11 protein-coding genes and 1 pseudogene are annotated in these 14,082 nt (G+C 61.4%); 6 read left to right on the top strand and 6 right to left on the bottom strand.

Annotated features, from left to right (window positions below; translation table 11 throughout):
* Positions 1 to 40 precede the first annotated feature (40 nt).
* Complete coding sequence (gene hutH, locus ABUK12_RS00725; RefSeq protein ID WP_410014487.1) at positions 41 to 1,573, top strand: histidine ammonia-lyase; 1,533 nt, start codon at positions 41 to 43, stop codon at positions 1,571 to 1,573.
* Positions 1,574 to 1,666: 93 nt separating this feature from the next.
* On the opposite strand, the gene ABUK12_RS00720 is transcribed toward hutH, so the two are convergent.
* Genes ABUK12_RS00720 through ABUK12_RS00700 form a run of 5 tightly spaced genes read right to left on the bottom strand, consistent with a single transcriptional unit; the run spans position 1,667 to position 6,918 of the window.
* A complete protein-coding gene (locus ABUK12_RS00720) occupies positions 1,667 to 2,497 on the bottom strand; it encodes an ABC transporter ATP-binding protein (RefSeq protein ID WP_410014486.1) in 831 nt (276 codons plus the stop codon).
* Positions 2,498 to 2,503: 6 nt separating this feature from the next.
* A complete protein-coding gene (locus ABUK12_RS00715; protein WP_410014485.1) occupies positions 2,504 to 3,535 on the bottom strand; it encodes an ABC transporter ATP-binding protein in 1,032 nt (343 codons plus the stop codon).
* Positions 3,532 to 4,419: an ABC transporter permease gene (locus ABUK12_RS00710; RefSeq protein ID WP_410014484.1), complete on the bottom strand. Its 888-nt coding sequence runs from the start codon at positions 4,417 to 4,419 to the stop codon at positions 3,532 to 3,534. The genes ABUK12_RS00715 and ABUK12_RS00710 overlap by 4 nt, the downstream gene beginning before the upstream one ends.
* A complete protein-coding gene (locus ABUK12_RS00705) occupies positions 4,419 to 5,375 on the bottom strand; it encodes an ABC transporter permease (RefSeq protein WP_410014483.1) in 957 nt (318 codons plus the stop codon). Before ABUK12_RS00705 ends, ABUK12_RS00710 begins: the two co-directional genes overlap by 1 nt.
* 22 nt (positions 5,376 to 5,397) lie before the next feature.
* Complete coding sequence (locus tag ABUK12_RS00700; RefSeq protein WP_410014482.1) at positions 5,398 to 6,918, bottom strand: ABC transporter substrate-binding protein; 1,521 nt, start codon at positions 6,916 to 6,918, stop codon at positions 5,398 to 5,400.
* Positions 6,919 to 7,071: 153 nt separating this feature from the next.
* Here ABUK12_RS00700 and ABUK12_RS00695 point away from each other — a divergent pair, with 153 nt between their 5' ends.
* Positions 7,072 to 7,791, top strand: a complete 720-nt coding sequence (locus ABUK12_RS00695) for a GntR family transcriptional regulator (protein WP_410014481.1) — start codon at positions 7,072 to 7,074, stop codon at positions 7,789 to 7,791.
* Positions 7,784 to 8,878 carry an enolase C-terminal domain-like protein gene (locus ABUK12_RS00690; protein ID WP_410014480.1) on the top strand — a complete coding sequence of 365 codons (1,095 nt, stop codon included), beginning with the start codon at positions 7,784 to 7,786 and terminating at the stop codon, positions 8,876 to 8,878. The genes ABUK12_RS00695 and ABUK12_RS00690 overlap by 8 nt, the downstream gene beginning before the upstream one ends.
* A 40-nt stretch (positions 8,879 to 8,918) precedes the next feature.
* Here ABUK12_RS00690 and rhaT read toward each other — a convergent pair.
* Positions 8,919 to 9,954 (bottom strand): annotated as a pseudogene (gene rhaT, locus ABUK12_RS00685) (L-rhamnose/proton symporter RhaT).
* A gap of 638 nt (positions 9,955 to 10,592) precedes the next feature.
* On the opposite strand from rhaT, the gene fucO reads away from it, so the two are divergent.
* The 3 genes from fucO to ABUK12_RS00670 all read left to right on the top strand — a co-directional run bounded on the left by fucO (position 10,593) and on the right by ABUK12_RS00670 (position 14,060).
* On the top strand, positions 10,593 to 11,744 hold the full coding sequence (gene fucO / locus ABUK12_RS00680; RefSeq protein WP_410014479.1) for a lactaldehyde reductase: 1,152 nt from the start codon (positions 10,593 to 10,595) through the stop codon (positions 11,742 to 11,744).
* A gap of 268 nt (positions 11,745 to 12,012) precedes the next feature.
* Positions 12,013 to 12,993 (top strand): sugar phosphate isomerase/epimerase family protein, encoded by a 981-nt coding sequence (locus ABUK12_RS00675; protein WP_410014478.1) that lies wholly within the window; start codon positions 12,013 to 12,015, stop codon positions 12,991 to 12,993.
* A gap of 23 nt (positions 12,994 to 13,016) precedes the next feature.
* On the top strand, positions 13,017 to 14,060 hold the full coding sequence (locus tag ABUK12_RS00670; RefSeq protein ID WP_410014477.1) for a substrate-binding domain-containing protein: 1,044 nt from the start codon (positions 13,017 to 13,019) through the stop codon (positions 14,058 to 14,060).
* The last annotated feature ends 22 nt before the right edge of the window (positions 14,061 to 14,082 follow it).

Below are 14,082 nucleotides of genomic sequence, written 5' to 3'. Positions count from 1 at the left end.
GCCGCGGCGCGGTTGATGTTTTTATTGGCAGGAAAAAACCATGACGATTATATTAAAACCCGGCGCCGTCACGCTGGCTGAACTTGAGTGTATTTACCGGACCGACGAGCCCGTACGGCTGGATCCCGCGATGGAGCCGGCCATTCGCAAGAGCGCGGCGCGCGTAGCGGAAATCGTGCAGGGCGAAGCGGCGGTCTACGGCATCAATACCGGCTTTGGCAAATTGGCCTCGGTGCGTATCCACGCCGACGATGTGGTAAAACTGCAGCGCAACCTGATTTTGTCGCACTGCTGCGGCGTGGGCGACGCGCTGGCCAAACCGGTGGTGCGTCTGATCATGGCGCTGAAACTGATTTCGCTGGGCCGGGGCGCCTCGGGCGTGCGTTATGAGGTTATCGGCCTGATTGAAGCCCTGCTGGCCCACGATATCATGCCCGTGATCCCAAGCCAGGGATCGGTTGGCGCGTCCGGGGATCTGGCGCCGCTGGCGCATATGGTGGCCGCCATGATGGGCGAAGGCGACGCGGAGCTGCGCGGTCAGCGCATGCCGGCGGCGCAGGCGCTGGAGCAGGCGGGCCTGCGGCCTATCATCCTGGCGGCCAAAGAAGGACTGGCCTTGATCAACGGCACCCAGGCGTCCACCGCGCTGGCGTTGAAAGGGCTGTTCGGGGCGCACCGGGCGCTACAGTCGGCGCTGATTTCCGGCGCGCTGGTCACCGATGCGGTCATGGGCTCCACCGCGCCGTTCCATGACGAGATTCACCAGCTGCGCGGCCATCCCGGTCAGATTGATACGGCGCGGGCCCTCAATTGGCTGCTGCGCGGGTCGGAAATCCGCTTAAGCCATCTGGCAAACGACGAGCGGGTGCAGGATCCTTATTGTATCCGCTGCCAGCCGCAGGTGGCCGGCGCGGCCCTGGACCTGATCCGCCAGGTCGCCGTCACGCTCGCGCGCGAAGCGAACGCCGTTACCGACAACCCGCTGCTGTTATCCGATAACAGCGTGGTGTCCGGCGGTAATTTCCACGCGGAGCCGGTGGCTTTCGCCGCCGATATCCTGGCGCTGGCCATTTCCGAGATAGGCGCTATCGCCCAGCGGCGCATCGCCCTGCTGGTCGACCCGGCCATGAGCTTTGGGTTGCCCGCCTTTCTGGTGGCCGCGCCTGGACTGAACTCCGGCATGATGATAGCCGAGGTCACCTCCGCCGCCCTGATGAGCGAAAACAAGCAGATGACGCATCCGGCATCGGTAGATTCCACCCCGACGTCAGCCAATCAGGAAGATCATGTTTCCATGGCCTGCCACGGCGCCATGCGGCTGGGCAGGATGCTGGATAATCTGTACGCCATCCTCGGCATTGAGGTGATGGCCGCCGTACAGGGCCTTGAATTCAGGCTGCCGCTGCGGACCAGCGCGCCATTGGCGATGGCGGCGCGCCGCGTCAGGGAGCAGATTGCGCCGTTGACGGTGGATCGGTATATGGCCGGCGATATCGCCGCCGCGGCGCAGCTGGTGGCCTCCGGCGCGTTGATTGACAGCGTGGGGGACCAGGGGATACTGCCGCCGCTGTGATCCTACGGCCGTACCGTCATCCCAGCGCTGGGGGAAGCCCCGCGCCGGGCGCATGTTTCACTGCAACCCGTCGGTGTTGCGGCGCTAACCGCATCACTGCGGTTCGGCCGGCGGCACCGCCGCCAGCAGCGCCCGGGTATAGGGATGGGCCGGGGCGGAGAAAATCTGCTCCCGCCCGCCGGTTTCGACTATGCGCCCCTGGTACATCACGGCGATACGCGGCGCCATATAACGCACCACGCGCAAATCATGGGAGATAAACAGGTAGGCCAGCCCATGCTCCCGCTGCAACTGCTTCAGTAAATTAAGGATCTGCGCCTGTATCGACACGTCCAGGGCCGAGACCGGCTCGTCCAGAATCAGCAGCCGCGGTCTCAGCGCCAGCGCGCGGGCGATGCCGATGCGCTGGCGCTGGCCGCCGGAAAACTCCGCCGGATAACGCTGCGCCAGCGCCGGATCCAGCCCCACCTGGCGCATCAGCGCATAAATCCGTTTTTGCCGCTCGGCGGCGTTGCCGATGCGATGCACGGTAAGCGGCTCGCCGATAATATCAAAAGCGGTCATGCGCCGGTTGAGGGATGCGTAAGGGTCCTGGAAGACGATTTGAAATTCCCGGCACAGCCTGGCGTTGCGCCGCCTGGGCAGGGCGGTAATATCCTCGCCGTCGAACCAGACGCGCCCGGCGGTCGGACGCGTCAGCCCCACCAGCACCGCGCTCAGGGTGGATTTGCCGCAGCCAGACTCGCCCACCAGGCCCAGGGTTTCACCGGCGTTCAGCGTCAAATCCACCCCACTCACCGCCTTGACGGCGGCGGCGCGGCGCAAACCGCCGCCTGACGGCGGGTAATGTTTTTCGATGCCCTCCACCCGCAGCAGCGGCGGTGGCGCGGTGGGGCTTGCGAGCGGTATACCTGCGCTTGACATAGGCGATTAGTTCCTCTCCATGAGGACCGGCGCGGCCAGTTCATGGGCAAAATGACAGGCGCTGGCATGCGCGGGATCGGCCCCGTCCGCGCGCAGCGGCGGTACCTGGCCGGCGCAGATCGGGCGCTGCCGGCACAGCTGGCAGCGCGGGCGGAAGGCGCAGCCCGCGGGCAGGCGGGATATCAGCGGCGGCTCGCCGGCGATAGCCGCAAGTATCCGGTCCACGTCGCCGTCCAGGCGGGGAATGCTCCCCAGCAGCGCCCGGGTATAGGGATGGCGCGGCGCGCGGAATATCCGCCCCGCCCGCCCTTGTTCGACGATACGGCCGGCATACATCACCACCACCCGATCGGCATACTGCGCCACCAGGCCCATATCGTGGGTGATAAGCAACAGCGCCGCGCCGGTCAGCCGGCAGGCGGCGCGCATGCTCGCCATGACCTGGGCCTGCACGGTAACATCCAGGGCGGTGGTCGGCTCGTCGGCGATAATCAGCCGCGGATGGTTTACCAGCGCGATGGCGATCAGGATGCGCTGGCACAGCCCGCCCGACATTTCGTGGGGATAACGTTTCATTTTGTCGGCGGCATCGCGGATACCCACCAGCGCCAGCACCTCTTCCGCCCGGTCGGCGCGCTGCCGGCGGGTGAGCGAGGGCTGGTGGCGGCGGATGCTTTCGGTAATCTGTCGCCCGATGGTCAGCACCGGGTTAAGCGAGGACATCGGATCCTGGAAAATCATGGCGATCTCATCACCGTACGGCCCGGCGCCCCGCCCCGCCTCCGGCGCCGGTAAATCCCGGCCGTCAAAGCGCATCCTGCCGGCGGCCACCTCGATGCCCGCCGGCAACAGCGACATCAGCGCCAGCGCCGTCAGCGTCTTGCCCGAGCCGGATTCACCGACGATGCACAGGGTTTCGCCGCGTTCGACGCTAAAGGAGATATTATCGATCGCCCGGCAACGTTCCCGGCCGGTGGCGAGATCAACGCTTAGCCCCGTCACCTCCAGCAGCGGCGCCGGGAGTTCATGGCTTGTCATAAGGACCTCCCCAGCGGGTCGAGCGCCTTATGCAGCGCGTCGCCCAGTTGATTCAGCGCCAGTACCAGCACCAGTAACAGCAGGCCGGGTACCACGGCATACAGCGGCGCCGTCGCCAGGTAATCGCGGCTGCTGCTGAGCATCGTTCCCCACGAGGCGGCCGGGGGTTTGATGCCCAGGCCGATAAAAGATAAGGACGCCTCCAGCAAAATGGCGTGGCCTGCCGCCGACGCCAGCTGCGTTATCACCACGCCGATGCTGTTGGGCAGCACATGACGCAGCATGATGCGCCACGGGCCGCTGCCCTGCACCACCGCCGCCTTCACATAGTCAAGCTCGCGCTCGCGCAGCACCGACGCGCGCATCAGGCGCGCAAAAATAGGGATGTTCACCAGCGCCACCGCGATACAGATTTGCGCCAGCCCGGCGCCCAGGATGGCCACCGTCATGACCGCCAGCAAAATGCCGGGATAGGCCAGCAGGATATCGCAGCCCCGCATCAGCAGCGCGTCCAGCCAGCGCGGCCCCATGCCGGCAACCAGTCCCGCCACGATGCCCAGTACCGCGCCCGCGCTCACGCTGGTAAACCCCACCAGCAGGGAGATGCGCGATCCGAACAGCGCCCGGCTGAGCAGATCCCGCGACAGCTCGTCGGTACCCAGCCAATGGCCGCCGGTACCGGCCGGCACCAGCCGCAGCCCGGCAAACTGGACATCCGGATCGCAAGGCGCCAGCCAGGGGGCCAGCAATGCCGCAAGCGTAATCATCGCCACGCCGCACAGGCCGAACAGGCCGGAGGGCGTGGCGAGCAGCGCCCTGAGCAACCGCAGCCGGCCGGGTGCGGCCGCCGCCGCGCCGCTCGTTTCCACAGCGTCTGCGCTCATCACGCCGCCCCCTTGACCAGGCGGATGCGCGGGTCAACGGCGCCGTACAATACATCGACCGCCAGGTTCAGCAGCAGGAAAAACAGCACCAGCACGATCAGGATCCCCTGCACCATGCCGTAATCGCGATTGATAATGGACTGTACCAGCAGGCGCCCGATGCCCGGCCAGGCGAACACCGACTCGATAACCACCGCCCCGCCCAGCATGCGGCCCAGCAGAATGCCGGTCATGGTGACAATCGGCAGCAGTGAATTACGCAGCACATGCCAATAAATGATATGCCCACGGCTCAGTCCCTTGGCCCGCGCGGTACGGATGTATCCCTCTCCCAGCGTGTCAACCACCGCGCCGCGGGTCGAGCGCACCAGCACCGCCGCGCCGTGCAGCCCAAGCGTCAGAGTAGGCAGCACCAGCGCCTGGGCAAAACCGGCGAACGATTCATCAAGGCTGACAAATCCCCCCGGCGGCAGCCAGCCCAGGGTGACGGCGAACAGCAGGATGGCGAGCATGCCGAACCAGAAATTAGGCGTGGCCACCGCCACGGAGGAAAAGACCGACGCCAGCCAGTCGACGGCTTTGCCCTGCCACAGGCCGGCGGCCAGGCCCAACGGCACCCCCACCGCCAGCGCGCTGAACAGGGCCGTGGCGGCCAGCAGCAGGGAATACGGCAGGCGGCTGAAAATCAGCTCGCTGTTATCGCGATGATAGATATAGGAGACGCCGAAATCGCCGCGCGCCATATGCCCCAGCCAGGCGGCGTACTGTACCGGCAACGGCCGGTCGAGGCCATATTCCACCCGGATGCGCTGCACATCCTCCCGGCTTGCGTCCGGCCCGGCAATCAGTTCGGCCGGATCGCCCGGCATGGCGCGCACCACCGCAAACACGATAATGCTTGAGACCAGCAGCACCGGGATCCACTGCATCAGCCGGCGTAGCAGATAGGCGGTCATCGTCTGTTTCTCCTGGTCCGGCTCATGGCTGGAAGGACGCCGCGCTCAGGATCGGCATGCCGTCCAGATTAAAACGCACGCCCGTCAGCCCCTTGGCGGAGGCCCACAGCACCGGCAGCGTCGCCACCGGCAATACCCAGTTTTGCTCCAGCATAAAGCTGTCGATGCGCTGCCAGGCGCGATCGGTTTGTTCATCCGGCGGCCGCGAGGTCACCAGGGCCACATCGTCCTGGTACTGCTGGGATTTGACGCCCGCCAGGTTATCGGTGGCGCGGAAAATCACCGCCGACATCAGGATGGTGGACGGACCGCGGCCGGCGCGGGCGTAGACATGGGCCGCCATTTGGAAATCCCCTTTGCGCAGGCGCGATATATAGGCGGCCTCGGACATTTCGACGATATTCACCTTCAGGCCGATGTCGCGCAGCGCGCTTTGCAGCATCTGCGCCATGGCGCCAATCTGCGGCTCGGACTGACTGCGCGACATCAGCGATATTTCCGCCCCGGCGGCGCCCGCCTGCTGGATCAGCTGTTTAGCCTGGGCCAGGTCGAAGGTACAGGCGTTTTCATGCCCCGCCGCCTCGCGCTGGCTAAAATGCGGCCAGGGCAGGCATTTCACCCGGGCGTCCGGGCCGGCGATATCATGGGCGATACGCGCGCGATCCAGCGCCAGGCCGATGGCGCGCCGCACTTCGGGCTTATCCAGCGGCGGGGTTCGGGTATTCAGCGTAATATCCAGCACCCGTCCCTCCACGGTGGCGGCGCCGGTGGCGAAACCGGCCGCGGCCAGCTGTTCGGCGGCTTCCCGGTCCAAAGACGGCAAAAAATCCACCGTGCCGGCGCGCAGCTGCATCACCCCGGACTGCTGATCGGGAATCACTTTCAGGGTGATTTTCTTTAGCGCCGGACGCGGCCCCCAGTAGGCCTCGTTACGCACAAACACCGCGTCCTCGCCCGGCAGGTAGCGGCTCAGTTTAAACGGACCGGTGCCGTTGCCGCCGGTTTTGATTTTTTTAGGCGCGCTGCCGTCGATAATAAACGCCAGATCCAGTAAATCGAAGATTGCGTCCGAGGCGCCGGCAAAATGCAGTATCACGGTGCGATCGTCGGGCGTATCGATACTGCCGATCATTTTGGCCAGCGGCAGGATATTGGCGCCGTTAACCGGATCGCGGGCATAGTTCAGGCTGAACGCCACATCCCTGGCGGTAAACGGCCGGCCGTCGTGGAACGTCACGCCGTCCGCCAGTTTAAGCGTCAGCGTTTTGCCGTCGTCGGAGCGGGTCCAGGACCGCGCCAGCTCCGGCTGCGGACGGCCGTCGGCATCCAGGCGGATCAGCGTGTTATACAGCAGATGCGTCAGCACAAAGGTGCCCATGCGCAGTTCCGTCGGATCAAAGGAGGTGATATCGGCGCTTTGTCCAATCACCAGGGTATCGCGCGCCGCCGCCAGGGCCTTGCCGCTCGCCAATGCCAAGCTTAACAGCAGCGCCAGCAGCAGGCCGCCGGCGCGGGCACGGCCGCTGAACATCTTTAACGTCATACTATCCCTCATACTCGCTTCAACGATGGACCAACCAACGGCAATGCGTTATTTGATCAAATTATTGTCTGTTGTTGTCCGAATACTATTGAATAAAGCCGATTTATAACAGAAAATAACTCCACATCTCATATGATTTGATCAAATATCGTTATGCGAAAAATAGATAAGCCCATCCACGACGGCGAACCGGACATTACCGACCGGCTTCGGGACGCCATCATCAACCGGCAGGAGTTCGACGCCGGGGCGCCGCTGCGCATCGACGCGCTGGCCACGCGTTTCGGCGTGTCCCATATGCCGATACGGGCGGCGCTGCAGCGGCTGGAAAGCGAAGGGCTGATCGTCGCCCAGCCCAATAAGGGCGCGCGGGTGGCGGCGGTGGATGAGACCTTCGTGGCCGAATTGCTGGATGTGCGCATGTTGATTGAAAGCTACCTGGCGCGCCGCGCCGCCGGGCGCATGACGCCGCAGTGGCTGGAACAATTGGAAACGCTGCGGGCGCGGCACGAAGAGGCGGTTGCCCGCGGCGACGCCGCCGAGGCGCTTACGGCCAACCGCGATTTTCACGCCGCCATTCATCACATTGCCGCCAACCGCGACGCCAGCCTGATTCTCGAGCGGCATTGGCGGCTGATCCGCGCCCTGTGGAAACGCTACGGTTATCAAGCCGACCGTTTTGCCGGCGTGGTGGCCGATCACCGGCTACTGCTGGCGGCCTTCGCCGCCGGCGACGGTGAAGCGGCGGCGGCCGTAACCGCCGCCCATACCGCGCGCGCAAAGCTGGTGCTGCTCAACCGGATGCGTGAGCATGCCCCGCCCGCGGACGGGTCGCAAACCTTTGACGCCGCCACGAAGGAACCCCATGAATAATTCGCGCATCGCCGCGCTGGAACTGGTGCATTGTCCGGTCACGACCAAAACCACCTGGTCATTTATCCGCCTGGCGCGGGCGGACGGCGCATGCGGCTGGGGCGAGGCCAGCTGGGTGCGCGAGCCCGGCGCGCTCGACGCCTGCCATGACGCCGCCCGGCGATATCTGCTGGGACAGCCCTGGGAGGCGCTTGCCGCCTATATTGCCCGGGAAACCCGCGGCGTACCCCAGGCGGCGATGGCCAGCGCCCTGGAACAGGCGATGTGGGATATCCGGGGCAAGGATAGGGGCGACTATGCGGCATCGCTGGCGGGCGGCGGCTACCGCACCCGCATCCCGTTGTATGCCAATATCAATCGCAGCATCGTCCAGCGCGACGGGGCGGGTTTCGCCCGGGCGGCGCAACGTGCGCGCGCGGCGGGGTTTAACCGTATCAAGATAGCGCCTTTCGACGGCCTGACCCCCGATATCCGCCTGACGCCGCTGGGCCGGCGGCGGCTGGACGATGGGCTGGCGCGCGTGGCGGCCACCCGCGCGGCCATCGGTCCCGCCGCCGAGCTGTATGTGGATTGCCACTGGCGCTTCGACCCGCCGGGCGCGTCGGCGGTATTACCGGAACTGGCGGCGCTTGGCGTCAGCTGGTTCGAGTGCCCGCTGGCGGAAACGCCGGAAAATATCCCCGCCCTGAAACACCTGCGCGGCGCAGCCAATACCCTGGGCATGCGCCTGGCCGGCCTGGAGGAACTGACGCATCCCGCCGCGTTTCTTCCCTGGCTCGCCGCCGGCGCTTACGATGTGGTGATGCCGGATGTCAAATATGCGCGCGGCATCACCGGCGTGCTGGAGGTGGCAACGCTTGCGGCCGCCCACGGCGCCGGTTGCGCGCCGCATAACCCCAGCGGACCGATTGCGCATGCCGCCAGCCTGGTGGCCTGCGCCATCAGCGAGGGCATTGAACAGTTGGAGCATCAATTTGATGAAACGCCGGCCTTCTGGCGCTTGGCGGCCGCCGATTTCCCGCGCCCGGCGAACGGGGCCAGCCTGACGCCCACGCTTGCGGGGCTGGGCACGGCGCTCAGGCGGTAAATGGCGGGCCGGGTGCCGTATCACCGGCGGCCCGCCCCGTTCAGGAGGCGATGCCCAGGCCGACGATATTGGCCGCCAGGATAATCACCATCGCGCCGAGGCTCAGCACCCGCACCGGTTTTTTGCCCACGGCCAGCCACTCTTTGAGCAGCAGGCCGACGATGCCGCCGCACAGCACATAAAAGCTCATATGCAGCATCCAGCTGACATAACGGTATTGTTCCGGAATATTGGCGTGTCCCCAGGCATAGAAGAAAAATTGCAGATACCACATGACGCCGCCGAGGATGGCGAACAGCGCATTGGCTATCAGCAGGGATTTCCCCACGGATAAATCCGCTTTTATCGACAGTTCGGGCCTGGTGGCGCAACCGGAAAAAACAGTAGGCCAGATTGACGATAGCCCCGCCGCCCATGATGATCACATAGCTGGGCAGCGCCACGTACAGCGGGCTGATGCCGATATTTTTGGCGGCGATATGCATCGGCACCGCGGCATCCATGGCAAAGGACATGCCGGCGGAGAAGATCCCGCACAGCACGGCCAGGATCAGGCCCTTCTTAAGACTGAACTCCTGGGCGCTGACGCCGAGCGCTTTTTCCTTCATTACCCCGGCATAGCTGACGATGCCGACGCCTATCAGGGCGACGAACACGCCCAGCAAGGTGATCTGGCCGCCGGTCGAGCCGGCCATGGCGCCGAACTTCCCTTGCAGGATAGGCGTCATCAGCGTACCGACAATCAGGGTGATGCCGATGGCAATGCCGATCCCCATGGACATGCCGAGATAACGCATCGTCAGGCCGTAATTAATATTTCCCACGCCCCACATGGCGCCAAACAGAAATACCGGCAGCAATGTCGACCAGGAAAACGCGCCGAAATAGCCCCAGAAATCGGGGAGCAGGATGGCGCTGACGGTCCAGGGCAACACCACCCAGGAAAAGAACCCGCCCAGCGACCACATGGTCTCCCAGCTCCAGCGCCGGACCTGCTTGAACGGCGCGTAAAAACAGGCGGCGGAAGCGGCGCCGACGAAATGCCATAATATACCGAGGAAAATTGAGCTGCCCATTTACAATTCCTTAGAAAATAATTTGCATAAAGTGATAGGGACACATGCCGGAAAATGAATGCCAATGTAATTTTGTATTCTAAGCATCGGACTGAGCCTTACCTTCATATCCACGCCATTCAGATCGTCACCCTGGCACGCATATAAAGAGGGATGTGATGAGTATCACAAAAACATAATTAATTTATTTGCGGCAGGTTCTCATAAGCTTATTTTTTATCGCTCAAAAAACAATGTATTATTAATAAAAAAATCGGCACGACGTTTCATTTTTTTTATTATTCGCGCTCATTTATCGACAACAATCTTAATTATCGTAAAATTAAGTACATAATTTATGCCATGCTGATTTAAATTAATGTGTTGTTTTTAAATCTAAAAATAATAAAAGCGTTCTTTTTTAAGGCTGAATTTTTCACACCTATAACCGATTTTTACCACTCCCGCGGCATCTTTACATGATTGCCATCTTTTGTCCGGTACTGGCAATGGGAAGAAGGTCTTGGGGCGGCGCTTGCGTTACGATACCGGCAAAGATCAATCCACAGGCGATATATCGCCTGTTATTACGCCATACGCATAAAACAAGACGTGTTACTTCTTACTAACAATTCTGAAATCAACCGAAGGTTATCATTATGACTAATCGTATGATCCTAAATCAAACCGCCTATTTTGGCCGGGGCGCTATTTCGCATATTATCGATGAAGCAAAGGCCCACGGTTATAAAAAGGCGCTGATTGTTACCGACCAGGAGTTAATCCGCGTTAAGGTGGCCACCCGGGTATTCGCGTTACTTGATCAGGCGGGTTTTGCCTTCGACGTTTTTGATGAAGTGATGCCAAACCCCACGGTCTCCGTCGTCAAACGCGGCGTAAGCGCCTTTAAAGCGGCCCAGGCGGATTTTCTTATCGCCATCGGCGGCGGTTCGCCGCAGGATACCAGCAAGGCCATCGGCATTATCATCGCTAATCCCGGCTTCGCCGATGTGCTTAGCCTGGAAGGCGTGGCCGCCACCACCGCGGCCAGCGTACCGGTGATCGCCATACCCACCACGGCCGGCACCGCGGCCGAAGTGACGATTAACTACGTGATTACCGATGAGGACAAACGGCGTAAATTCGTCTGTGTCGATCCCCACGATATTCCGCTGGTGGCGATTATCGACCCGGACATGATGTCCAGCATGCCCGCGTCCCTGAAAGCCGCCACGGGCGTAGACGCCTTGACGCACGCCATTGAGGGCTACACCACCCGGGCGGCCTGGGAACTCACCGATATGTTTCACCTGAAGGCCATTGAAATCATCGCCCGCTCGCTGCGCGCGTCGGTTCAGGGCGATGCCAGGGGCGTGGACGACATGGCGTTGGGGCAATATATCGCCGGCATGGGATTTTCCAACGTCGGCCTGGGGCTGGTGCACGGCATGGCGCATCCGCTGGGGGCGTATTACAACACCCCGCACGGCGTCGCCAATGCCATTCTTCTGCCGCATATTATGGTCTACAACGCGGCGCAAACCGGTGAAAAATTCCGGGCGATCGCCGTGGCGATGGGTGTTGAAAACGCGGCCGCCATGCCGCTTGAGCAGGCGAGGACGGCGGCCATCGACGCGGTGAAGGCGCTTTGCCGCGAGGTGGGCATTCCCGCGCGGCTGCGCGAAGTCGGCCTGAGGGAACAGGACATCCCGGCGCTGGCGCAGGCGGCGCTTGACGACGTCTGTACCGGCGGCAACCCCCGGCAAACCAGCCTGGAGGATATCAAGGCGTTATATCAGGCCATCTTCTAATCCCTCCTCGCCGTCCCGGTAAAGACCTTGCCGGCGCGGCGGGAAGACCTTCCCCGCCGCCCGGTTTAATGGCAAGCCGAACCCACGATCCCCCCTATGGCCGCCTCACGGTTGCGCCGGTTGATTTTGTGAATTACCTCTGATTTGTGAACAATTCCCTTCCATACCCTTGCCGGGTGATAATTCCGATGTTAGCTTACTTATCAACTTCACTAATTATTGTGAAATAGATAAGTACAACACGAATTATAATTGATGAGGGTTCACCATGACGGGACTGAAGTTTGCGACACGATTAAACTCCTTCGCTTCGGGGGCGCACGCGTACTGGCCGGACTTGCAGGGTAAGCCATCCGTAATGCAAATGATCGAAAGAGCCTCTAGAGTCAAGGGATTGACGCATCTGGATTTAAATTATCCACAGCATGTCGGCGCTGATCTGAAAACGCTTGGACAGCATATTGCGGATCACGGATTAACCGTCAACGGCATGGCCATGCGGTATGACAAACCCGCGTTTAGGATTGGCGCCTTCACGAATCCTGACGCGCAAGTGAGGCGCGATGCCATCGAACTCACCAAACGCGGCATTGATGCCGGCCGTGAATTAGGCACGAAATTAATGACCATCTGGCTGGGACAGGACGGTTTTGATTACAGCTTCCAGGCTGACTATAAAAAAATGTGGAGCGATGCGGTAAAGGCGGTGCAGGAAGTTGCCGAATATGCTCCCGATTGCGATATCAGCATTGAATATAAACCCAATGAACCCCGTTCATTCAGCATCTTTCCCAACGTCGCCACCTGCTTGCTGGCGGTGGAAGAGGCCGGCAACAGTAATCTGGGCATTACCCTAGACTTCGCGCATGTGCTGTATGCCGATGAAATACCGGCCTTTGCCGCCAGTATGGTGACGCGTCGTTCCCGCATTCTGGGCCTGCATCTGAATGACGGTTATGGCAAACGCGACGACGGGCTGATGGTGGCCTCGGTGAATCCACGCGCCACGCTGGAATTATTATGGCAGTTGCAACGAGACGGTTTTAGCGGGGCATATTATTTCGATACTTTTCCGGATGCCAGCGGTCTCGATCCGGTGCGTGAATGCGAAGTCAATATTTCGACGGTACAACGGCTGTTGGCAATGTCAGGCAAGCTGCTCGGACACCCGGGTTTGCAGACCGGCATCGACAGTCAAGATGCAGTGTCAACACAGCAAATCGTGAATGATATCCTGCTTGCAAAATAATTAAATAAAGAAGGAATCAGATTATGAATAAACTCCTCTCTACCCTTATTGCCGCATCCGTATTCGGTTCCGCGGTGCTGCACGCGGCCGATTTACCGCCGCTGCAATCCGACACCGAGCCCGATCGCATAAACTGGACCCAGCTGGAACAAAAATTTGGCCCGCTGCCGGCGGTAAAACCCGGATTGAAAATCGGCGGCGTATCCAAAACCTTAACCAACGAGTACTGGCGAACCCTGGGAAAGGGGTATGAAAATTTCGCCAAACAGCATGGCATTACCTTTGTTTACCAAGCCGCGGCCAACGAGGACGATCAGATGGGGCAGTTATCCATCGCTGAGACGCTGATAGCCCAGGGTTTTAACGGTCTGCTGGTTTCGCCGCAGACCGACGCTAATCTTGAGCCCGCGGTGGAAACCGCCAAGGCGCGCGGCGTCGCGGTGATAAACGTTAACGACGCGGTTATGCCCGGCGCCGCCCACTATGTCGGCAATGTGCAAAAGGACAATGGCGTACGTGTTGCCGAATGGTTCATCAAACATCATCCGCAGGGTGGGAAAGTGGCGATAATTGAAGGACAGCCGGGCGTTTACGCGGCACGCCAGCGCACCCAGGGTTTGCGTGAAACACTCACCGCCAACGGTAAATTCCAGGTGGTCGCCAGCGTCCCGGCAAACTGGAGCCGTGAAACCGCCTACAACGCCTCCGCCACTATTTTACAGCAGCATCCCGACCTGATCGGCTTCTATGCCAACAATGACGGCATGGCGCTGGGCGTGGTGGAGGCGGTTCATGCCGCGGGCATGTCTAAACAGGTAGCGGTATTCGGCACCGACGGCATCTCGGATGCATACAATTCCATTGAGCGTGGCGAATTGACCGGCACGGTGGACAGTTTTCCTGAACTCACAGGTGAGGTGGGGATGGAAGTGGCTGTTCGATTGATTGCGGGCCAGCCCCTGCCGCGTGTGGTGTCAACACCCCAGGCGCTGATTACCAAAGACAACGCCAATCAATTCCGTACCGCCACCAAAGAGCAACTCAAAACCCTACTGCAGCAACAATAAGCGCTTAAGCCATGCGCGCATG

Origin of the sequence: Sodalis sp. C49, assembly GCF_046352915.1 — a bacterium.
GTDB lineage: Bacteria > Pseudomonadota > Gammaproteobacteria > Enterobacterales > Enterobacteriaceae > Acerihabitans.
Note: the sequence above shows the minus strand (reverse complement) of the source record. Positions and strands in the feature narration are given on the sequence as shown.

Bases quoted from the DNA above. Each gene is read 5' to 3' on its own strand.
- hutH (WP_410014487.1), top strand. From the start codon at position 41: ATGACGATTATATTAAAACCCGGCGCCGTCACGCTGGCTGAACTTGAG.
- ABUK12_RS00720 (WP_410014486.1), bottom strand. From the start codon at position 2,497: ATGTCAAGCGCAGGTATACCGCTCGCAAGCCCCACCGCGCCACCGCCG.
- ABUK12_RS00715 (WP_410014485.1), bottom strand. From the start codon at position 3,535: ATGACAAGCCATGAACTCCCGGCGCCGCTGCTGGAGGTGACGGGGCTA.
- ABUK12_RS00710 (WP_410014484.1), bottom strand. From the start codon at position 4,419: ATGAGCGCAGACGCTGTGGAAACGAGCGGCGCGGCGGCGGCCGCACCC.
- ABUK12_RS00705 (WP_410014483.1), bottom strand. From the start codon at position 5,375: ATGACCGCCTATCTGCTACGCCGGCTGATGCAGTGGATCCCGGTGCTG.
- ABUK12_RS00700 (WP_410014482.1), bottom strand. From the start codon at position 6,918: ATGACGTTAAAGATGTTCAGCGGCCGTGCCCGCGCCGGCGGCCTGCTG.
- ABUK12_RS00695 (WP_410014481.1), top strand. From the start codon at position 7,072: ATGCGAAAAATAGATAAGCCCATCCACGACGGCGAACCGGACATTACC.
- ABUK12_RS00690 (WP_410014480.1), top strand. From the start codon at position 7,784: ATGAATAATTCGCGCATCGCCGCGCTGGAACTGGTGCATTGTCCGGTC.
- fucO (WP_410014479.1), top strand. From the start codon at position 10,593: ATGACTAATCGTATGATCCTAAATCAAACCGCCTATTTTGGCCGGGGC.
- ABUK12_RS00675 (WP_410014478.1), top strand. From the start codon at position 12,013: ATGACGGGACTGAAGTTTGCGACACGATTAAACTCCTTCGCTTCGGGG.
- ABUK12_RS00670 (WP_410014477.1), top strand. From the start codon at position 13,017: ATGAATAAACTCCTCTCTACCCTTATTGCCGCATCCGTATTCGGTTCC.